We start from the raw sequence: 20,462 nt of genomic DNA, 5'->3' as shown, positions 1-20,462 counted from the left end.
GTGAATGCGGGCGGCCTACGCCGCGAGGGAGGTGATCAGCCGGGATTTCGGGAAGCACAGCATGGCGGTGGTGCCGGCGCCGGGGACCGACTCGAGCGTCAGCGTCGCGCCCTGCGCCTCGGCCAGGGCCCGCGACAGATATAGGCCGAGGCCGGAGCCGGGGAAGCGTCGGGACAGCGATGAATCGAGCTGGGTGAAGGGCTCGAAGGCGCGCGGGATGTCCTCTGGCCTGATGCCGATGCCGCTGTCGGTGACCCGCATCACCAGCCCGCCCTCCGGGGCCTCCTCGGCCGAGAGGGTGACCAGGCCGCCCTGCGGGGTGAATTTCACCGCGTTGGAGACGAGGTTCAGCAGCACCTGCCGCAGCCGCAGCGCATCCGCCCGCAGCAGCGGCAGCGCGGCCGGCAGCGCCTGCACCACGGCGACGCCGGCGGTGGCCGCGGTCGCCTGCATCACCCGCACCACACCCTCCAGCAGCGGGATCGGCGCCACCTCGCTCTCGGTGGTGGTGAAGCCGACCGTCTCCGCCCGGGCAACGTCGAGGATGTCGTCGATCAGCGACAGCAGATGCCGCCCGGCCTCGTGGATCGAGCGGACGTATTCCTTGCCGCGGACCGGGTCGGGATCGGCGGTGATGGCCTCGGAGAAGCCGATCACCGCGTTCAGCGGCGTCCGCAGCTCATGGCTCATCGTCGCCAGGAAGCGCGACTTGGCCTTGTTCGCGGTCTCGGCGGCGTCCTTGGCGCGTTCCAGCTCGGCCCGCGCCCGCAACTCCTCGCTGATGTCGCGGTAGCTGCGGATGTAGCCGACGCCGCCGACGCTGTCGGTGGTCACCTCGACGATCCGGTTGTGGCCGAGCGTCCGGCGGCGGGAATAGGGGGTCGGCCAGGGCCGGTCCTCCGGCACCAGAGACAGCGCCTCGGCCATGGTCGGGGCATCGAAATAGCCGAGCGCGCCCTGGGCCTCGATCAGCGCCCGGACGGTGATGCCGGGCTGCAGCTGATCGGCCGGGACCCTGTTGAGGTCGGCGGCGATGCCGTTCGCCGCCAGGATCCGGCCTTCCATGTCGAACAGGATGACGCCCTGCCGGCTGTTGTCGAGCATCGCCTGCAGCAGCGCGGTGCGGTGCTGCGCCGCCTGCTCCGCCTCCGCCAGGGCGCTGATGTCGGCCATGGTGATGACGAAGCCGCCGTCCGGCGTCGGGTCGGAGGTGACCTCGATGACGCGGCCGTCGCGGTGCGGCCGGATGTAGCGTGCCGGAGCCGACCGGTCGATCGACAGCGCCGTGGCATGCAGCATCGCCTGATCGCCCCTGATCGCGCCGGCCCGGAACTGCTCGGTGATCAGGTCGGCCAGCAAGGCGCCCTGCGGCAGCTGGTCGCCGGGATAGCCGGCGAGGTCGGCGGCAAGCCGGTTGGCGGCGATCAGCCGCTGGTCGGCGTCGAAGAGCTGGATGCCGTGCCGCAGGTTGTCCAGCATCACCTGCAGGATGCCGGCCCGCTTGCGCGCCTCCGCCTCCGCCTCGGTCAGCGCGGTGACGTCGCTATAGGTGGCGACGAAGCCGCCATCGGGGGTCGGGTCGGTGAAGATCTCGATCACCCGGCCGTCCGGCCGCACCCGGGTCCGCCGCTGCGGCCGCGTGTAGTCGTCCGCCAGCCCGGCCTGCACCGCCTCCGCCGTCATCATCCCGGCCCGCAGCGACGCCAGGGCGAGCTCCGCCGCATCCACACCCGGCCGGAGCAGTGCCGGATCGATGCCGTTGAACTCTGCAGCCAGCCGGTTGGCGGTGACCAGCCGCTTGTCGCGGTCGAACTGCGCGATGCCGTGCCGCATGTTGTCGAGCATGAGCTGCAGCACCGCGGCGCGGGCCGAGGCCTCGTCCTGCGCCCGGGACAGCTCGGTCACGTCGGTATGGGTGACGACGAAGCCGCCGTCCGGCGTCGGGTCGGAGCCGACCTCGATCACCTTGCCATCCACCCTCCGCCGCCGGTAGCGCGCCGGCTGGCCGCGGTCGAGCGCGAGCACCTCGGCACCCAGCGCCTGCGCCATGGCATCGTCGCCGAATCCGCCGCCGCGGCTTGCTCGGCCACCAGGGTCTCGAACAGCACGCCCTCCCGGCCGCGGAGATCGGGGATGCCGTAATCCGGCCCGGCCAGCCGGTTGGCGGTCAGCAGCCGGCGGTCGGGGCCGAACAGCATCAGCCCGTGCCGCATGCTGTCGAGCGCGTCGCGCAGCAGGCCAGCGCGCTGCTTCGCCTCAGCCTCGGCCCGGGCCCGGGCGGTGATGTCGGTGAAGCTGATGACGAAGCCGCCGTCCGGCGTCGGGTCGGTGAAGACCTCGACCTGCCGCCCATCCGGCGAGTGACGGATCCGCCGGCCGCGCCTGCTGCGGTCGGCCGCCAGCAGGCGTTGCAGGACAGCCGTCGCCTCCGGCTCCGGCCCGAACTGGCCGGAGGCATGCTGCCGCCGGACCAGGTCGTCGAAGCCAGCGCCCGGAGCGACGTCCTCCGGCGCCAGGCCGGACAGCTCCGCCGCCAGGGCATTGGCCGCGAGCAGCCGGCGGTCTGGCCCGTAGATCAGCAGCCCGTGCCGCATGTGGTCGAGCGCCGCCTGCAGGATGCCGGCGCGGGACCCGCCGCGGCCTCGGCCGCCGCCAGGGCAGTGATGTCCGAATAGGTGAGGGCGAAGCCGCCATCCGCGGTCGGATCTGACACCACCTCGATCAGCCGGCCATCCGGGCTCGCGGCGTTGGTAGCGCACCGTCCGCGTCCGGTCGGCGCCGAGGGCCAGCCGCTCGATCGCCGCGGCCTCCTCGCCCTGGCCGAAGACGCCGGCCTGCCGCTGGAACCGCACCGCGTCCTCGAACCGCATGCCGCTGTGCAGCATTTCCGCCGGCACGGCGCTCAGCTCGCTGGCGAGCCGGTTGGCCGCCACCAGCCGGCGGTCCGGGCCGAACAGCGCGATGCCGTGGCGGATCAGCGTCCAGCATCACCGCGCTGGGTGGCGGCGCGCCGCTTCGCCTCCGCCTCGGCCCGCGCCAGCGGGGTGATGTCGGACAGGGTGACGACGAAGCCGCCATCGGGCATGGGGTCGGAAAAGACCTCGAGCGTCCGGCCGTCCCGCATCGGCCGGGTATAGTGCAGCGGGCGCGAACGGTCGGCCTGCAGCGACATGCCGGCCAACTGCGCATCGAGCGCGGGGTCGCCGGTCGCGCCGGCGCTGAACAGCGCCGCGGTGATCGATTTGAAGCTGGCGCCGGGGCGCGCCGCCGCATCCGGCACCCCGGCCAGCTCGCGCGACAGGCGGTTGTCAGCGATGAACCGGTGGTCGGGACCGAACAGCACCACGCCGTGGTGCATGGTGTCGATCATCGCCTGCAGCGTCGCCGTCCGCTCCGCCGCCGCGGCCTCTGCGGCGACCTGCGCCGTGGTGTCGCTCCAGGTGATGACGAATCCGCCATCGGGCGTGGGGTCGGAGACGCTGTCCACCACACGGCCGTCCGGCATGCGGCGGCGCACCGGGTGGGACCGGCTGCGGTCGCGCTGCGCCACCTCCAGCGCCTCGGCCTCGGCGTCCGGTCCCTGGCCGAAGACGCCGTGGCGCAATTGCCGCATCGCCAGGTCGTACGCCGTGATGCCTGGCACCATCTCCTCGGCCGGCAGGCCGGCGAGGTCGGGGGCGAGCCGGTTGGCGACGATCAGCCGCTGATCGGGGCCGAAGAGCGCGATGCCGTGCCGCATCGAATCCTGCATCGTCTGCAGCAGCATGGCACGGTGCTGCGCCTCGGCCTTGGCCGCGCTCACCTCGGTGGTGTCGACGTAGCTGATGACGAAGCCGCCATCCGGCAACGGGTCGGAATTGACCGCCACCATCCGGCCGTGCGCGTTCAGCCGCTCACGCCGCAGCGGCAGCCGGCGGTCGAGCCCAAGGTCCTCGGCGATCGCCGCCGCGGCCGCCGCCGGCTCGAAGGGGCCATTGGCGGCGACCCGTTCCGCGACCAGCTCCGGCAGGCCGCGCCCGGGCCGCACCGTGCCGGGCGCCATCCCGCCCAGGGTGCTGCAGAGCTCGTTGGCCGCCAGCACGCGATGGTCCGGGCCGAAGACCACGATGCCGTGCCGCATGTGGTCGAGCATCGCCTGCAGCAGGTTCGCCCGGTCGCGCGCCGCCGCCTCGGCCCGGGCCAGGGCGGTGATGTCGGTCAAGGTGATGACGAAGCCGCCCTCGGCCGTCGGCGCCGAGCGGACCTCGAGGATGCCGCCATCCGGCGTGGCGCGGCGGTATTCGTGCGGTCGGCCGCGGTCGAGCGCGACCAGCTCGGCCTCGCGCTGCCGCCGCCGCCGGCTCCGGCCCCAAGGCCCCGGCCGCGCGCTGCGCCCGCAGCAGGGAGGCGAGCGACCGGCCTGGCACCAGCTCCTCCGGCGCCAGGCTGCTGTAGGCCGCGCCGAGGCTGTTGGCGGCGACCAGCCGGGCCGCCGCGTCGTAGAGCACGAAGCCGTGCTGCATGGATTCCAGCGCCGTCTGCAGCACCGCCGCGCGCTGTTCGGCCCTCGCCTCGGCCTGGGCCCTGGCGGTCACGTCGGTCAGGGTGATGACGAAGCCGCCAGACGGGGTCGGCGCGGAGCGGATCTCCATCACCCGCCCGTCCGGCAGGCAGCGCCGTGCCTCGAACGGCTGGCTGCGGTCGAGCCCGAGAAGCGCGCGGAAGGTCGCCTCTGCCATCTCGCCCGCACCGAAGACGCCGGCCTCCTGCTGCCGCCGCAGCACCTGCTCCAGCGTCCGGCCGGGGGCGATATCCGCCGGCGCCAAGCCGCAGCACGCGGCGGCGAGCGCATTGGCGGCGATCACCCGCGCCGTGGCGTCGTACAGGATGAAGCCGTGCCGCATCGAATCAAGCGCCACCTGCAGCATCGCCGCCTGCGCCTGCGCCGTCTCCTGCGCCGCGGCCGAGGCGGTGACGTCGCTGAAGCTGACGACATAGCCGCCATCCGGCGTCGGGTCGGTGACCACCTCGACCACCGTGCCGTCGGGACGGTGCAGGGTGCGGTTGCTCGGCCGGCGGCGATCGATGGTCAGCGCCGTGGCGAGCACCGTCTCGGTCTCCGCCGGCCCGCCGAAGACGCCGCGCGCCGCCTGTTCCCGCACCAGGTCGAGGATGTGCCGGCCCGGCTGCATCGAGGCGGGCGGCAGCCCGGTCAGCTTCGCGGCGAGCGCGTTCGAGACCACCAGCTGCAAATCGGCATCGTAGAGCGCGATGCCGTGCCGCATGTTGTCGAGCATGACCTGCAGCTGGGCGGCGCGGCCGGTCGCCTCGGCGCGCGCGGCGTGCAACGCGGTGATGTCGGTGGTGACCTCCACGACGCCGCCATCCGGCAGCGGTGCGTAGCGGATGTCGAGCACCCTGCCATCCGGCCGGTGCGCTGCACCGGCACCCGCTGCTCCGGCGTGATCGCCAGCATGGTCCCGGCGGCGGGCCCGTACTCGCCCTGCGCGGCGCGGCGGCGGGTGATCTCGTCGCGGTGCTCGCCGACCGCGATCTCGGTGCCGGACAGGATCGCCTGGTGCGCCGCGTTGACCATGGCGACGCGGCCATCCGCGCCATAGACCACGACGCCATGCGGCAGGGAGACGAGCACGCCGTCGAGCAGCGCAGCGCGGCGGCGCGCCTCGTCCTCCGCCCGCTGCATCGCGGTGACGTCGTTCAGTTCCACCAGGTAGCCGCCATCCGGCAGCGGCTGGCTTTCGATCCGCAGCGCCTGGCCATTCGGCCGGACCCGCAGGTGGGAGGCCGGGCGGCTGCGGTCCACCCTGCGGCGCTCCTCGATCAGCGCGGCGGGGTCGACATTGGCGAACTCGCCCCGCTCGGCCAGCATCCCGAACAGCGTCTCGAAGGAGGTGCCGGGGCGGATGGCGCCGCGCGGCAGGCCCAGCAGGTCCTCGTAGGCGGGGTTGTTGAACAGCACGCAGCGCTGCGGGTCGTAGGCGGCGACGCCGCCGCGCAGCTGCGCCAGCAGGGTCTCGAGCCGCCGGGCGCGGGCCTGCGCCTCCTGCGTCATGGCGAGGTAGCCGGTCACCTCGACCACCGTGGCGACATAGCCGCCGCCGGGCAGGGGCATGCCGAGCTGCTCGAAGCTGGCGCCGTCGGCGCGGCGGAATTGCCGGCGGAAGGGGCGGCTGCGGTCGATCGCCAAGTGCTCGGCGACGAGGGTCTCGGGGTCGCCGTCGCCATAGACGCCGCGATAGGCGTAGCGGCGGACCGGCTCCGCCGCGGGCAGGCCGGGCGGCGTCTCGGCCGGGTCGATCCCGGTGACCTGCCGCGTCGCGGCATTGGCGAAGCCCAACCGGCCGTCCGGGCCGATGACCCAGACGCCGAGCGGCAGCGCGGCCAGGGCGGTGGTCAGTGCCGTGTCGCCGGCCGCGTTCTGGTTCATGGCGCGCCCCGGGCCCTGCCGTCGGGCATGTCGCGCAGGCAGTGCAGGGCGACCAGGGCGGCGGTCAGCACCAGCACCGCGCAGGCCTGGTGCAGCGTGCCGAGCCAGGCCGGCACCACCATCAGCAGGGTAGCGACGCCGAGCGCGTATTGCAGGCAGACCGCCGCGCCGAGGCCGAGGCAGGCCCGCCGCGCCGCGCCCGCCGCCCCATGCGGCGCCAGGCGGCGCCAGCCGGCGATCGCGGCGCCGAGCGCGGCGAGCGTCGCCAGCGTTGCCAGCAGGCGGTGATTGAACTGCACCGCCGGGATATTGAGGGTGAGGTTCCGCCAGGCCGGCTCCAGCCGCCAGTAGCCCTCCGGCACCAGCCCTCCGTCCATCAGCGGGAAGGTGTTGTAGTCGAAGCCGGCGCGGATGCCGGCGACGAAGCCGCCGGCCAGCATGGCCGCCACCACCAGCCAGACGGCGGCCTTGGCCTGCCGGCGGACGGTGCCGGCCGCGGCCGGCAGCGGGCCGCCCGGCCCGCGCAGCAGCGAGAGCCCGGTCCAGAGCAGCGCGGCATAGAGGCCGAGCGCCAGCGAGAGATGCATCACCAGGCGATAGGGCGAGACGGCGGTGCGATCGGCCTCGAAGCCCGAGGCGACCATGAACCAGCCGACCGCGCCCTGCAGCCCGCCGAGCAGCAGCAGCAGCAGCAGGCGCGGCTTGAGCCCGGCCGGAACCCGTCCGCGCAGCCAGAACCAGGCCAGCGGCAACGCATAGGCCAGGCCGATCAGCCGGCCCCACAGCCGGTGCGCCCATTCCAGCCAGAAGATTTCCTTGAAGCCTTCCAGCCCGAAGCCCTGGTTGACCAGGGCATATTGCGGGATGGTCTGGTACAGCGCGTAGAGCCGGCGCCACTCGGCCTCCGACAGCGGCGGCAGCGTGCCGGAGAGCGGCGCCCATTCCATGATCGAGAGGCCGGAGCCGGTCAGCCGGGTGGCGCCGCCGAGCGCCACCATGGCCCAGACCATGCCGGCCACGGTGAGCAGCCAAAAGGCGATCGGGCGGGAGGAGGGACCCCGGTTCGGGGCGGCGCGGTGGGCGGCATCGGCCTGGGCATCGAATGGCATACCGCAAGTATAGGGTGGCCATCGGCACGGCGCATCCAAAGGTGTCACGGCTTGCAGGGGGGCGCCGGGCTGCTACCCGCGCCGCCATGCCCCCGCCGATCATCTGGCGCCCGCGGCCAACGCGGCGGCGCCGCAGGGCGCCACCTACGCACCGGCGCCGCAGGGCGCCCCGGGCCGGACGGAAGCTCCCGCGCCGCCGCTCCTCTCCGTCGTCATCCCGGTCCGCAACGAGGCGCCGAACATCGCGCCCCTGGTGGCGGAGATCGAGGCGGCGCTGGCCGGCATCCGGCACGAGATCGTCTATGTCGACGACGGGTCCTCGGACGCCACCCCGGCGGCGCTGCGGGCAGCGGCGGCGGGCGCCCCGCTGCGGGTGCTGCGGCACCGCGCCAGCTGCGGCCAGTCCGCCGCGGTGGTCAGCGGGTGCGCGCGGCGCGCGGCACCTGGATCGCCACGCTCGACGGCGACGGGCAGAACGACCCGGCCGACATCCCCCGCCTGCTGGCCCGGGCCGAGGCGGAGGGCGGCCCGATCCTGGTCGCCGGGCACCGGGTGACGCGGAAGGACAGCTGGGTGAAGCGACGGTCGAGCCGCATCGCCAACGGCATCCGCGCCCGGCTGCTGCGGGACGCGACTCCGGATACCGGCTGCGGGCTGAAGGTATTCCCCCGCGCGCTCTTCCTCGACCTGCCGGCCTTCGACCACATGCACCGCTTCCTGCCGGCGCTGGTGCTGCGCCAGGGCGGCCGGGTGGTGAGCGAGCCGGTAAATCACCGGCCGCGGGTGCGCGGCGCCTCCAACTACGGCACGCTGGACCGGCTGGCGGTGAGCCTGTTCGATCTGGTCGGCGTCGCCTGGCTGCAGCGGCGTTGGAAGCGGCCTGTCCTAGAATCGCAGGAATGAGCGGCGCGCGGCTGCGGCCGATCGGCAAGCTGCTGGTCCTGGCGGCGGGGCTGATCCTGGGCGGGCTGCTGCTGCGGGCGCTGGGGGCGGTGCCCGGCACCGATTGGGTGGACCAATACATCCGCGGCCGCGGCCTGCTGGGCGAGACGATCTTCCTTGTGGCCGGCGCGGCAGCGAGCGCGACCGGCCTGCCGCGGCAGGGCGTCGCCTTCCTCGGCGGCTATGCCTTCGGCGCGGTAATGGGCACCGGGCTCGGCCTGGCCGCGCAGCTGGCGGGGGCGGCCATCGCCTTCTTCTGGGCCCGCTGGGTCGGCCAGGACTGGGCGGAGCGGCGGCTGGCGGGGCGCTTCGGCCGGCGGCTGCGGCCGCTGCGCGACGCGCTCGCGGAGAGCCCCTTCGACACCACTCCCGCGCTGCGGCTGCTGCCGGTGGGGAACAATCTGGCGCTCAATCTGCTTGCGGGGATGGCGGGGATCGCCGCGCTGCCCTTCCTCGCGGCCTCGGCGGTCGGCTACCTGCCGCAGACCCTGGTCTTCGCCCTGCTTGGCAAGGGCGTGCGGGTGGACGGCGCCTGGCAGATCGGGCTGGCGGCAGCGATGCTGCTGGGCTCGGTGCTGCTCGGCCTCCGGCTGCTGCGGCGGCACCGGGCGGGACAGGCGCTGGACGCGGAGCCCGGCTGAGCCCCGCGCCGGCGGCCTTGCCGCGTCAGTGCAGCAGGAACTGCCCGTTGGCGTAGCGCAGCTCGGCCGGGCGGATCAGCGCGGCGGAGGCGACGCGGACCGAGTGCAGCGGGCCCTCGATCTCGCGCTTCCAGAATCTCCAGGAATCGGCTCAGCTCGGGGAAGACCGGAGCGCGGTCCAGCTTCTGCCAGATGAAGGTCTGCAGCACGCCCGGGTGGTCGGGCATGTGGTAGAGGATCTCGGCGGTGGTGAGCCGCCAGTCGGGCACCTTGAGCTCGGGCACGCGAACGAAGCTTTCAATCTCCTGCAGCACGCCAGTCGTCCTTTCCTCAGCCGTCTCCGGTCCGTACTTGCGGTGCGGCCGGCGCTTTTCCTCCTGGTTCAACGAGGGAAGCTTGCCATGGGATGCCGGGGGAGTGCAACAAAAACCAGTGGAATCAGTCTGTTAGCACTCGCACTCGATGAGTGCTGCAATCCCTTGACGGGCGCGGCGGCTTCGCATAGGTCTTTGGCACTCCTCCGGGGAGTGCTAGCGGGCTGCTGAAGCGGACGCTGGCCGGACCTGCCGGTTGAGGAAACGCAAATAGCAAAGGCATCAGGAGAGGATCATGAGCTTCCGTCCCCTGCATGACCGCGTTCTCGTTCGCCGTGTCACGGCCGAAGAGAAGACCGCGGGTGGCATCATCATCCCCGACACCGCGAAGGAAAAGCCCCAGGAGGGCGAGGTCATCGCCGTCGGCTCCGGCACGCTGAACGACAAGGGCGAGCTTCGCGCGCTCGACGTCAAGGCGGGCGACCGCATCCTGTTCGGCAAGTGGTCGGGCACCGAGGTGAAGCTCAATGGTGAGGAGCTCCTGATCATGAAGGAGTCCGACATCATGGGCATTCTCGACAACCCTTCCGTCGCCAAGGCGGCCTGAGGCTCCTGCCGCCGGCGACCGTGGCTCCCGGGGACATCGCCCTGGCGCCGCGGTCCGCCCCGGTGGCGAAGCCCAGCCTGCGTCTGGTCATCAATCCGAGCGATCCGCCGCATGACGGGCCCTGAGCCCGGCGACAGGCGTGAGCGCGCAACGTAAAGGATACCCATCATGGCAGCGAAGGACGTCAAGTTCGGCGCCACCGCCCGCGAGCGGATGATCCGCGGCGTGGACATTCTCGCCGACGCGGTGAAGGTGACGCTGGGCCCGAAGGGCCGCAACGTCGTCATCGACAAGAGCTTCGGCGCGCCGCGGATCACCAAGGACGGCGTGACCGTCGCCAAGGAGATCGAGCTGGCCGACAAGTTCGAGAACATGGGCGCGCAGATGGTGCGCGAAGTGGCCTCGAAGACCAACGACACCGCGGGCGACGGCACCACCACCGCCACCGTGCTGGCCCAGGCCATCGTCCGTGAGGGCGCCAAGGCCGTGGCCGCCGGCATGAACCCGATGGACCTGAAGCGCGGCATCGACAAGGCCGTGGCGCAGATCGTCGGCGAGCTCGAGGCCAAGACGAAGAAGATCACCACCTCCGCCGAAGTGGCGCAGGTCGGCACGCTCTCCGCCAACGGCGAGAGCGAGATCGGCGAGATGATCGCCAAGGCGATGGAGAAGGTCGGCAACGAGGGTGTCATCACCGTCGAGGAGGCCAAGTCCATCCAGACCGAGCTCGACGTCGTCGAGGGCATGCAGTTCGATCGCGGCTACGTCTCCCCGTATTTCATCACGAATGCGGAGAAGATGATCGTCGAGATGGAAAACCCTACATCCTGATCTTCGAGAAGAAGCTCTCGCAGCTCCAGCCGATGCTGCCGCTTCTCGAGGCCGTGGTGCAGTCGGGCCGTCCGCTCGTGATCGTCGCCGAGGATGTCGAGGGCGAGGCCCTGGCGACCCTGGTGGTGAACAAGCTGCGTGGTGGCCTGAAGATCGCCGCCGTCAAGGCGCCGGGCTTCGGTGACCGCCGCAAGGCGATGCTCGAGGACATCGCGATCCTGACCGGTGGCCAGGTGATCAGCGAAGACCTCGGCATCAAGCTCGAGACCGTCACGCTGGCCATGCTGGGCAAGGCCAAGCTCGTGAAGATCGAGAAGGAAAACACCACGATCGTCGACGGCGCGGGCGAGAAGTCCGAGATCAACGGCCGTTGCGAGCAGATCAAGGCGCAGATCGAGGAGACCACCTCGGACTACGACCGCGAGAAGCTGCAGGAGCGCCTGGCGAAGCTGGCCGGTGGCGTGGCCGTGATCCGCGTCGGCGGCTCGACCGAGGTCGAGGTGAAGGAGCGCAAGGATCGCGTCGACGACGCGCTGCATGCGACCCGCGCCGCGGTCCAGGAAGGCATCGTCCCCGGTGGCGGCACCGCGCTGCTGCGCGCCAGCACCAACCTGGGCGGGCTGAAGGGCCTGAACAACGACGAGCAGGTCGGCATCGAGATCGTGCGCCGCGCCGTGCAGGCGCCGCTGAAGCAGATCGCCGAGAACGCCGGCAAGGATGGCGCCGTGGTGGCCGGTGAGGTGCTGCGCGACGGCACCTACACCTACGGCTACGACGCCCAGCTCGACGAGTACAAGGACCTGGTCAGCGCCGGCATCATCGACCCGACCAAGGTCGTGCGCACTGCGCTGCAGGACGCGGCCTCGGTCGCGGCACTGCTGATCACCACCGAAGCCATGGTGGCCGAGCGCCCGGCGAAGCCGGCGGCCGGCGGCCCCGGCGGCGGCATGGGCGGCGGCGGCATGGGCGGCATGGGCGACATGGACTTCTGATCCTCGGATCAGTGGTCGAAGAAGGGGGCGGGACCGCAGGGTCCCGCCCCTTTTCCTTGTCCGCGGCGCGGCCCGGGGCCGTTGACACCTTCGCAGTATCTGGGAATGCTTCCCGTGGATCATCACCCTTGGGTTGATGTCGCGCCCGCGATCCCGCGTCCGGCACCCCGTCCGCCAGGGTCCTCGCCGCCCGCGGCGACCAGGGGCAAGCAGGGAGGGAGACGGCATGGCCACGAATAGGGGCAAGGTGAAGTGGTTCAACGAAGCTAAGGGGTTCGGCTTCATCACGCCCGATGACGGGACCAAGGACGTTTTCGTCCACTTCTCCGCCATCGCCGGCAGCGGCTTCAAGGTGCTCGCGGAGGGCCAACCGGTGCAGTTCGAGGTGACGAACGGCGCCAAGGGTCCCGCCGCCGCCAACGTTACCCCGATCTAGCGCGACTGGCGCGAGGGCATGCGGGCGCGGAGGCCCGGCACTGCCCCCGCCGAGCCATGCCACGGCCGTGCCGCTTCCAGGTCCGGACGCAATCCAACCAAGCCCAGATAGGCGCGGCGGTGCTGGTCCTGCCACCCGGATCCGGCCCGCGGCGAAAACGGACCGGCTGCAGCGCACCAAAGCCGCGTTTTATTCTTGCGAATTGGTCGGTTTTTCGCGGCCGGCCGAAGTCATCGCCGCTGCCGCTTCTCACTGAAATGCGTGTGTAAGGCATTTGACTTCGCCTCGGCGAAGCGTGTTCACTCGGGTAGCCAGCCGCTCTTGGCCCGCCTTGCCGTGCCCTCCCGGTTCCACCGGGCGCCCTCAAGCCGATCCAACCCGGTGGTTTTCCGTGCGGGCGATCGGCGTCCGCGCACCAGGACAAGGAGGGTGCATCGCATGGCGACCGGCACCGTGAAGTGGTTCAACGCGACCAAGGGCTTCGGCTTCATCGTCCCGCAGGATGGTGGCAAGGATGTCTTCGTCCACATCACCGCCGTGCAGAAGGCCGGCCTGCAGGGGCTGAACGAGAACCAGAAGGTCCAGTACGAAGTGGTGATGGAGCGCGGCAAGGCCGCCGCCGCCAACCTCAAGCCGCTCTGAGCGACCGCACCCGGTCACCCAGGCCTGACATTTCGGGGCCGGCGCCCAGGGCGGCGCAACCGCCGCACCGCGCCGGCCCGCGCGACCTGTCCTAGCCTGCCGGAGTCTCCTGCACCCAGACGCGCTTTGCCCCGGCCTGCTGCAGGAACGCCTGCGCCTGTTCGCGCAATGCAGCCGTTCCGGCGCTGATGCCGAGCGCGGGCCTTCGGCACGCATCCCCGCCGCTTGGCCCTCCGGCTGGCGACCCGTGCCGGTCTCCGGCACCGCCGCCCCCGCCGCCTCGCCGGCCGCGAGCGTTGCGCCGCCGGCCGCCGCCGCGGCAGCCACCGCCGGCAGCGCCGCGCCGCCGGTGGCGATCACGATCCCCGCCGCCGCCATCGAGGTCGCGGCCGTGCCGATACCAACGAAATCTGCCGCAGGTTCCGCCGGTCGGCGCCCTTCGGATTGTCGTCCGGCGCGTCGACCTGGCCTTCGTTGTCGGCCGCGCCGGGCTGCGCCTCGGCCGGCGCCGTCGACGCGAGGAATCACGGAACCAGCTTTCCGCCTGCAGCCGCTCGGCAACGCGATCGATCTCGGCGGCTTCGGCGAATTCGCCCCAGACCACGGGGCCGGCCATCGGCGCGTCGTCGTGCTCGCCGGTCCACTGGCTGCTGTCCACCACGATAGGCATGCGGGGTCCTTTCGCTACACTGAGGGGTGGCAGGGGGAACGCCCGCCATCACTCACCGTTCCGGAGGCCCGCATGTTCGACCTGCCTGCGCTCGAGGCCGCTGCCGCGCTGGTGCACCAAGCCTTCCCGCCGACGCCGCACTATGCCTGGCCGCTGCTGGCGGCGCGCAGCGGCGCCGAGGTCTGGGTGAAGCACGAGAACCACACGCCGACCGGCGCCTTCAAGGTGCGTGGCGGCCTGGTCTACATGGACCGCCTGAAGCGCGAGCGGCCGCATGTGCGCGGCGTGATCAGCGCCACGCGCGGCAATCACGGCCAGAGCCTGGCCTATGCCGGCGCCCGGCACGGCGTGCCTGTGACGATCGTGGTCCCCCGCGGCAACAGCGCCGAGAAGAACGCGGCGATGCGGGCGCAGGGCGCGACCCTGGTCGAGCATGGTGAGGATTTCGACGCGGCGCGGTTGCATGCGATGCAACTGGCCGAGGCGCAGGGGCTGGAATTCGCGCCCTCCTTCGCACCCGATCTCGTCCGCGGCGTCGCCACCTATGCGCTGGAATTCCTTCGCACCGCGCCACCGCTGGAGACGGTCTACGTGCCGATCGGCCTCGGATCCGGCATCTGCGGCTGCATCCTGGCGCGCGACCTGCTCGGCCTGCGGACCGAGGTCGTCGGGGTGCAGAGCACCGAGGCGCCGGCCTATGCGCTCTCCTTCGCCGCCGGGAAGGTGGTGACGGTGCCGACCGCGCATACCCTGGCCGACGGCATGGCGACGCGCATTCCTGACCCGGCGGCGCTGGCGATCATCCGGCGCGGCGCCGCGCGCATCGTCACCGTGACGGATGCGGAGGTCGCGGCGGCGATCCGCGCCTACTGGCAGGACACCCACAACCTGGCGGAAGGGGCGGGCGCCGCGCCGCTGGCGGCGCTGCTGCAGGAGCGGGAGCGGATGCGGGGCCGGCGCGCCGGCGTCATCCTCTGCGGCGGCAACATCGACCTGGCGCTGTTCCGCGACTGGGTGCTGGGCCCGGTCGCCGCAGCGCCGCATGGGTCTTCGGCGTGAAGCGGGCCGGCCAACGCCGGATGTTCGGCTGAAACCACGCGCCGCTGCCACCCGTTGGCCTCCTCATACGGAGGAACCGGCGATGGCGATGCGCATCCACCATCTCGATTGCGGGCCGGCGCGGCCGCTCGGCGGCGCGCTGATGGACGGCGTCAGCCCCGGCGCCATCGGTCGGCTGACCTGCCACTGCCTGGCAATCGAGACGCCGCGGCACGGCGTGGTGCTGGTCGATACCGGGCTCGGCATGCGCGACATGCTGCGCCCGTCCGGCCGGCTGCCTTACGTCAACAGCAGTCTGCTCCGCTTCCGCTACGACCCGGACCGGACGATGCTGCGGCATATGAAGCGGCTCGGCCTGCATCCGAGCGACGTGCGGCACATCATCATGACGCATCTCGACTTCGACCATGCCGGCGGGCTGGTCGACTTCCCGCAGGCGACCGTCCACCTGATGGAGGCCGAGGCGGGGGCGGCACATGCGCGGCAGGGCGTGCTCGGCCGCGTTCGCTACCGCCCGGCGCAATGGGGCGACACCCGCCGCTGGCGCACCTACCCGGACCGGCCGGGCGGGGACTGGTACGGCTTCGATGCGGTGCTGAAGCTGGATGGGCTGCCGCAGGAATTCGCGCTCGTCCCGCTGCCCGGCCATTCCGCCGGGCATGCCGGCGTCGCCATCGAGACGCCGCGCGGCTGGGTGCTGCATGCCGGCGACACCTACTTCAACCGCGCCGAGATCTTCGCCGAGCCGCCGCATTGCCCGCCGGGCAGCGCGGCCTATGAGGCCGCCATGGCTTGGTCCGGCCCGCTGGTCCGCGCCCAGCAGCGCCGCGTGCGGGCCCTGGCGCGGCAGGCGGATTCCCAGGTGCTGGTCTTCTGCACGCACGACCCTGTGGAATACGTCGCCTTCGCCGCCTGGTCGGAACGCCAGCGCGCCCCGGCGAACGAGAATGTCGCGGCGGCCTGACCGGTTCGACAGCGGCGCCGCCGCGGGGTAATTCCCGGTACAGCAAAGGGGAAGCATCCATGGCAGACTGGCACCGCGTCGCCGCCGAGGCGGACCTCGCCGAGAACATGCCGCTCGCCGTCCGCATCGGCGACCTCCAGGTGGCCGTCGTGAAGCTGGAAGACGGCATCTTCGCGGTGAACGACATCTGCACGCATGAATATGCGCTGCTGTCGGACGGCTATTGCGAGGAGGGCAAGCTGGAATGCCCGCTGCACCAGGCCTGCTTCGACATCCGCACCGGCGCCGCGCTGAACGAGCCGGCCGAGGTGCCGGTGGCGACCTACAAGGTGAAGGTTGAGGCGGGCGAGGTCTTCGTCGAAGCCTGATCAGTCCGGCTTGATCCCGGCCGCCTTCACCACGCGGCCCCATTTCTCGACCTCGGCCGCGAGTTGCGCCTGGAACTCGGCCGGCCCGGTCTCAAGCGGGTCGAGCCCGGCGGCGATCACCCGCTCCCGCACCGCGGGCCGGCGCATCGCCGCCAGGATGTCGGCATGCAGCCGGGCGATGAGCGTCGGCGGCAGCCTTGCCGGGGCGAGCACGCCGTACCAGGACCCCGCCTCGGCCCCGGGGTAGCCGAGCTCCGCGAGCGTCGGCAGGTCCGGCACCTCGCGCCAGCGCCGTGCATCGGCCACGGCGATGCCGCGCAGCCTGCCATCGCGGATCTGCGGCACGGCGACGGTGGAGTTGAAGAACCCGCCCTGCACCTGGCCCGCGAGCACCGCCGCCTGCGCCGGCGCCGCGCCGCTGAAGGGCACATGCGTCAGCTCGATCCCAGCGACCGAAGCGAACAGCGCCATGGCCAGGTGGCTGGCATTGCCGACGCCAGCCGAGCCCATGGTCAGCCCGCCCGGCCGCGCCTTGGCCGCGGCGATGAAGCCGGGCAGGTCGGTGATGCCGGTCGAGGGATGCACCACCAGCAGCATCGGGTGGAAGGCGCAGTTGAGGATGGCGGTGAAGTCGTGCACCGCATCGAAGGGCAGATGCGGCATCAACGCCGGGTTCATCACATGCGCGGTCGCGCTGAACAGCAGGGTGGTGCCGTCGGGCGCGGCGCGCGCCACGACCTCGGTGCCGATGGCGCTGCCGGCGCCGGGGCGATTCTCCACCACCACGGGCTGCCGCCAGGCCTCGCCCAACGCCGCGGCCAGCGACCGTGCCAGGATGTCGGTCGGCCCGCCGGGCGCATAGGGCACGACGATGCGCACCGGCCGGTCCAGCCAGGAAGCGGGCTGGGCGCGCGCCGCGAGGGGGCGGCGAGCCCGGCCGCCAGCAGCGCGCGGCGTGTCGCCCGCGCGCCTCCCGCGCGACACATCACCCGTGCACCCGCGGCGCGCCGCGGCGGCGCCAGGCGCTCATCTGCTCGGCACTGGTATGGACATGCACCACCACCGGCCGGTCCTTCACCGCGAAGGCGCGGGCGATGGCGTCCTCGACCTCCGCCTCGGTCGAGATGGTGATGCCCTCTGCGCCGAAGACGCGGCCCCAGGCGGCGAAGTCGGGATTGGTGAGCTTCACCGCGGCCTCGTAGGGGCGGTTGGGGTAGCGCACCTCATGGTGCATGCCGATCGTGCCGTAGCGCTTGTTGTCGGAGACGATGAGGATCGGCGCCGCGCCATACTGCATGGCGGTGGCGATCTCGTTGCCGCTCATCAGCGCGCCGCCGTCGCCGCAGAAGCCGACGGCTTGCTTCCCCGGCCGGCGGATCGCCGCGGCGACCGCCATTGGCACGCCGGCGCCCATCGCGCCGACGACCGAGGAGAGGAAATCTGCCCCGGCCTGAAGCCGATGTAGCGATGGATGAAGGAGGAGAAAGTTGCCGGCATCCGAGGTGACGGCGGCATCCGGCGCCAGGTGCTTGCCGATCTCGACGCAGACCGCGGCGAAGTTGACGCCATCCGTCATGCTGTCCCAGTCCGGCGCCATCAGCTTGGTGTGGATGGCGTTCAGCCCGGCGACCCAGCCGGCGCGCTTCGCCGCGCCCGCCGGCGCGCCACGCCGCAGCAGCGCGCGGATGACCGCGGCCGGCTCGGCGGCGATGCCGAGATCGGGCCGGAAGACGCGGCCGATCTCGTTCGCATCCGGCCAGACCTGGACCAACGGCAGCTGCGGGTCGGGGGCGGTGGGGAAGGTATAGGACTGGCTGACGCTGTCGGTGATCCGCTCGCCGATGGCGACCAGCAGGTCGGCGCGCCGCATCTCGTCCATCAGCTTGCTTCGGCACGCGGATGCCCATGTAGCCGCCGTAGTTCGGATGGGCGGCGTCGAAGAGCTGCGGCCGGCGATGCGTCGGCGAGACCGGCAGCACCCATTGCTCCGCCAACTGGCGCAGCTCGTCGAGCGTCGTCGCATCCGCGTTGGTCAGCGCCCCGCCGGCCCAGATCAGCGGCCGCTCGGCCCTGGCCAGCATCTCCGCGAGCTGGTCGAGATCCTCGGCACGCGGGCCGCCGAAGACGCGTGGGCGGGGCTTGGCCAGCGGCGCTTCGGTCATCTCGTCGAAAATGTCCTCCGGCAGGATGACGGCGACGGGGCCTGGCGTGCCGCTCTCGGCCAAATGGAACGCGCGGGCGATCGATTCGCTCGCTTGCACCACCTCGTTCACCTCGATGACGCCCTTGGTCACGTCCGACAGCAGCTTCGAGTAGTTCTGCTCCTGCAGCGCCAGCCGGCCGAAATCCTTCCGCTCCACCTGGCCGCAGAGCACGACCAGCGGCGTCGCGTCGTGATAGGCGGTGTGCAGCGCGACCATGGCATTGGACAGGCCGGGCCCGCGCGAGACCAGCAGCACGCCGGCCCGGCCGCCCTGCATGCGGCCATCCGCCACCGCCATGAAGCCGGCCCCGCCCTCGTGCCGGCAGACGATGAGGCGCACCTCGGGCGTCTCGGTCAGCGCGTCGGTCAGGCCGAGGAAGCTTTCGCCCGGTACCATCCAGATGGTGTCGATGCCATGCGCGATCAGGCTCTCGGCCAGCACGCGGCCCACGGTCTTGCTCATTCTGTGGCTTCCTTCCCTATTCCCCGCGGATGCCGGCTTCCGCTACCACCCGCTGCCATTTCGGCACGTCGCTCTCGAGCAGCCGCTCCAGCGCCGCCGGCCCGGTCAGCAGCGGCACCGTGCCGGCGGCGGCGAAGCGCGCCTTCACCTCTGGCAGGTCGCGTAGCGCGGCGAGCGTCGCGGACAGCTTCTCCACGATCGGCGCCGGCAGGCCGTGCGGCGCGGCGATCGCGTACCAGTTCAGCGCGACATAGCCGGGCACGATCTCGTCGATCGCCGGCGTGTCCGGCAGGCTCGGCACGCGGCGTTCCGTCGCCACGCCGAGCAGCCGGGCGCGACCGGCCTGCACATGCGGCAGCGTCTCGACCGTCGAGGCGAAGACCATGTCGATCTCCCCGGCGAAGAGGGCGATCATCGCAGGCGCCGCGCCGCGGTAGGAGATGTGTTCCAGCTTCACCCCGGCGGCCGAGGCGAAGAGCGCGCCGGAGAGATGGTTCGAGGACCCCGCGCCGCCGCTGCCATAGGTCAGCGTCGCCGGCCGCGCCCTGGCCGCCGCGACGATGTCCTGCACGCTGCGCCAGGGGCCATCGGCCCGCACCACCAGCGCGGTCGGGATGTCCGCCACCAGGCTGACCGGCGTCAGCGCCGTGCGTGGGTCGAGCCCCTGGCCGGGATAGAGGGCGGGGACGGAGGCGAGCGAGGCGCTGGTCAGCAGCACCGCCGTGCCGTCCGGCGGCGACTGGATCACCGTGCGGATGCCGATGCTGCCGCCCGCGCCGGGACGGTTGTCGATCAGGAAGGGCTGACCGAGCCGGTCGCGCAGCAACTCCGCCAGCAGCCGCCCGACATTGTCGATCGGCCCGCCGGCGCCGAAGGGGATGACGATGCGGACGGGGCGGGAGGGCCAGGGTTCCTCCGCCCGGGTGCGCGTCGCCAGCAGCGCGGGCGAGGCCAGCAGCGCACGGCGCCTCACCGCGCTCAATCCCGCCAGGAGCTATCCACCAGGTCGAGCTTCCGCAGCAGCCCCGACCATTCCAGCAGCCCGTAGCGGCGAGAATTCGGCGCGTCGTACATGGCGCAGGACTTCGCCACCACCTCGTCCGAGGGCATGTTGAGCTCGGTGTTGCAGGCCATGGCCTGCAGCTGCGCCTGGCAGGCGCGCTCCATCCCCCACATGGCGGTGAAGGCTTCCGGCACGCTCTCGCCGAGCGTCAGCATGCCGTGGTTGCGCAGGATGCAGTAGTTCAGCGGACCGATGGTCTTGGCCAGCGCGTCGCGCTCGGACGAGGTCGCGTTCCGGCCCGCGGAACTCGTGATAGGCGATGCGGCCGTAGAAGCGTGTCGCCGTCTGGGTCAGCGGCAGCAGCCCGCATTTGAGCGAGGAGACCGCCATCCCCGCGATGGTGTGGGTATGCATCGCTGCCATCGCATCCGGCCGTGCCCGGTAGATGGCGCTGTGGATGGTGAAGCCGGCGGGATGCAGGCCGTAGGGCAGGTCGGGCTTGTAGAGGATGTCGCCGTCCACGCTGACCTTGAGCAGGGAGGAGGCGGTGATCTCGCCGAACAGCATGCCGTTCGGGTTGATCAGGAAATGCCCCGGGCTGTCCGGCACCCGCGCGGTGATATGGGTGTAGATCATGTCCGACATGCCGTAGCCCTCACACAGCCGGTAGCAGGCGGCGAGGTCGAGCCGCGCCTGCCATTCGGCGTCCGAGACGGAGGCGCGGATCGGGGCGATCCGCAGCGCGGCATGGGACGTCATCCTCGGACACTCCTCGAGCTTCGTTGCCGCCA

Annotated in this window: 16 protein-coding genes and 6 pseudogenes; 9 read left to right on the top strand and 13 right to left on the bottom strand. The window is 72.0% G+C overall.

Annotated elements, in window-relative coordinates:
* Nucleotides 1-15: 15 nt before the first annotated feature.
* From ACQ86J_RS11645 to ACQ86J_RS11620, 6 genes and pseudogenes are all read right to left on the bottom strand, one after another.
* On the bottom strand, nucleotides 16-2,049 hold the full coding sequence (locus tag ACQ86J_RS11645; protein ID WP_431271226.1) for a PAS-domain containing protein: 2,034 nt from the start codon (nucleotides 2,047-2,049) through the stop codon (nucleotides 16-18).
* A complete protein-coding gene (locus tag ACQ86J_RS11640) occupies nucleotides 1,962-2,933 on the bottom strand; it encodes a PAS-domain containing protein (RefSeq protein ID WP_431271225.1) in 972 nt (323 codons plus the stop codon). The genes ACQ86J_RS11645 and ACQ86J_RS11640 overlap by 88 nt, the downstream gene beginning before the upstream one ends.
* A 41-nt stretch (nucleotides 2,934-2,974) precedes the next feature.
* Nucleotides 2,975-4,312: a PAS-domain containing protein gene (locus ACQ86J_RS11635; protein ID WP_431272379.1), complete on the bottom strand. Its 1,338-nt coding sequence runs from the start codon at nucleotides 4,310-4,312 to the stop codon at nucleotides 2,975-2,977.
* 43 nt (nucleotides 4,313-4,355) lie between these two features.
* Nucleotides 4,356-5,396 (bottom strand): annotated as a pseudogene (locus ACQ86J_RS11630) (PAS-domain containing protein); the annotation flags it as partial.
* Between the two features lie 332 nt (nucleotides 5,397-5,728).
* Nucleotides 5,729-6,427: pseudogene (locus ACQ86J_RS11625) on the bottom strand (PAS-domain containing protein); the annotation flags it as partial.
* Nucleotides 6,424-7,536: a COX15/CtaA family protein gene (locus tag ACQ86J_RS11620; protein ID WP_431271224.1), complete on the bottom strand. Its 1,113-nt coding sequence runs from the start codon at nucleotides 7,534-7,536 to the stop codon at nucleotides 6,424-6,426. The pseudogene ACQ86J_RS11625 and the gene ACQ86J_RS11620, both read right to left, overlap by 4 nt.
* Before the next feature lie 253 nt (nucleotides 7,537-7,789).
* On the opposite strand from ACQ86J_RS11620, the pseudogene ACQ86J_RS11615 reads away from it, so the two are divergent.
* Both ACQ86J_RS11615 and ACQ86J_RS11610 read left to right on the top strand, forming a co-directional pair.
* Nucleotides 7,790-8,439, top strand: a pseudogene (locus tag ACQ86J_RS11615) (glycosyltransferase family 2 protein).
* Nucleotides 8,436-9,119: a TVP38/TMEM64 family protein gene (locus ACQ86J_RS11610; RefSeq protein WP_431271223.1), complete on the top strand. Its 684-nt coding sequence runs from the start codon at nucleotides 8,436-8,438 to the stop codon at nucleotides 9,117-9,119. The pseudogene ACQ86J_RS11615 and the gene ACQ86J_RS11610 overlap by 4 nt, the downstream one beginning before the upstream one ends.
* Before the next feature lie 25 nt (nucleotides 9,120-9,144).
* Here the strand turns inward: ACQ86J_RS11610 and ACQ86J_RS11605 are convergent, their stop codons facing one another.
* On the bottom strand, nucleotides 9,145-9,228 hold the full coding sequence (locus tag ACQ86J_RS11605) for a hypothetical protein (protein ID WP_431272378.1): 84 nt from the start codon (nucleotides 9,226-9,228) through the stop codon (nucleotides 9,145-9,147).
* A 500-nt stretch (nucleotides 9,229-9,728) separates the two neighbouring features.
* Between ACQ86J_RS11605 and groES the strand changes: the two genes are divergently transcribed.
* The 7 genes and pseudogenes from groES (at nucleotide 9,729) to ACQ86J_RS11570 (ending at nucleotide 16,002) form a co-directional block, all read left to right on the top strand.
* On the top strand, nucleotides 9,729-10,040 hold the full coding sequence (groES, locus tag ACQ86J_RS11600; protein ID WP_133289015.1) for a co-chaperone GroES: 312 nt from the start codon (nucleotides 9,729-9,731) through the stop codon (nucleotides 10,038-10,040).
* A gap of 168 nt (nucleotides 10,041-10,208) precedes the next feature.
* A pseudogene (groL, locus tag ACQ86J_RS11595) lies at nucleotides 10,209-11,863 on the top strand (chaperonin GroEL).
* Between the two features lie 226 nt (nucleotides 11,864-12,089).
* Nucleotides 12,090-12,299, top strand: coding sequence for a transcription antiterminator/RNA stability regulator CspE (cspE, locus tag ACQ86J_RS11590; protein ID WP_431271222.1), 210 nt, complete (start codon nucleotides 12,090-12,092; stop codon nucleotides 12,297-12,299).
* A gap of 438 nt (nucleotides 12,300-12,737) precedes the next feature.
* Nucleotides 12,738-12,941, top strand: coding sequence for a cold-shock protein (locus ACQ86J_RS11585; protein ID WP_133289018.1), 204 nt, complete (start codon nucleotides 12,738-12,740; stop codon nucleotides 12,939-12,941).
* Between the two features lie 742 nt (nucleotides 12,942-13,683).
* The gene (locus ACQ86J_RS11580) at nucleotides 13,684-14,670 is read left to right on the top strand and encodes a threonine dehydratase (RefSeq protein WP_431271221.1); all 987 of its coding nucleotides are present in this window, start codon (nucleotides 13,684-13,686) and stop codon (nucleotides 14,668-14,670) included.
* A gap of 82 nt (nucleotides 14,671-14,752) precedes the next feature.
* A complete protein-coding gene (locus tag ACQ86J_RS11575) occupies nucleotides 14,753-15,634 on the top strand; it encodes an MBL fold metallo-hydrolase (RefSeq protein ID WP_431271220.1) in 882 nt (293 codons plus the stop codon).
* Nucleotides 15,635-15,693: 59 nt separating this feature from the next.
* On the top strand, nucleotides 15,694-16,002 hold the full coding sequence (locus ACQ86J_RS11570; protein WP_431271219.1) for a non-heme iron oxygenase ferredoxin subunit: 309 nt from the start codon (nucleotides 15,694-15,696) through the stop codon (nucleotides 16,000-16,002).
* On the opposite strand, the gene ACQ86J_RS11565 is transcribed toward ACQ86J_RS11570, so the two are convergent.
* The 6 genes and pseudogenes from ACQ86J_RS11565 to ACQ86J_RS11540 all read right to left on the bottom strand — a co-directional run.
* Nucleotides 16,003-16,986: a tripartite tricarboxylate transporter substrate binding protein gene (locus tag ACQ86J_RS11565; protein WP_431271218.1), complete on the bottom strand. Its 984-nt coding sequence runs from the start codon at nucleotides 16,984-16,986 to the stop codon at nucleotides 16,003-16,005. It abuts the gene before it with no gap.
* Nucleotide 16,987: 1 nt separating this feature from the next.
* Nucleotides 16,988-17,872 carry a thiamine pyrophosphate-dependent enzyme gene (locus ACQ86J_RS11560; RefSeq protein WP_431271217.1) on the bottom strand — a complete coding sequence of 295 codons (885 nt, stop codon included), beginning with the start codon at nucleotides 17,870-17,872 and terminating at the stop codon, nucleotides 16,988-16,990.
* A 79-nt stretch (nucleotides 17,873-17,951) separates the two neighbouring features.
* Nucleotides 17,952-18,602 (bottom strand): annotated as a pseudogene (locus ACQ86J_RS11555) (thiamine pyrophosphate-binding protein); the annotation flags it as partial.
* An 82-nt stretch (nucleotides 18,603-18,684) separates the two neighbouring features.
* On the bottom strand, nucleotides 18,685-19,641 hold the full coding sequence (locus ACQ86J_RS11550; protein WP_431271216.1) for a Bug family tripartite tricarboxylate transporter substrate binding protein: 957 nt from the start codon (nucleotides 19,639-19,641) through the stop codon (nucleotides 18,685-18,687).
* A gap of 5 nt (nucleotides 19,642-19,646) precedes the next feature.
* Complete coding sequence (locus ACQ86J_RS11545) at nucleotides 19,647-19,901, bottom strand: class II aldolase/adducin family protein (RefSeq protein WP_431272377.1); 255 nt, start codon at nucleotides 19,899-19,901, stop codon at nucleotides 19,647-19,649.
* 124 nt (nucleotides 19,902-20,025) lie between these two features.
* Nucleotides 20,026-20,307: pseudogene (locus ACQ86J_RS11540) on the bottom strand (class II aldolase/adducin family protein); the annotation flags it as partial.
* Nucleotides 20,308-20,462 lie beyond the last annotated feature (155 nt).

The sequence above is a fragment of the Dankookia sp. P2 genome (assembly GCF_050632255.1).
Lineage (GTDB): Bacteria > Pseudomonadota > Alphaproteobacteria > Acetobacterales > Acetobacteraceae > Paracraurococcus.
Note: the sequence above shows the minus strand (reverse complement) of the source record. Positions and strands in the feature narration are given on the sequence as shown.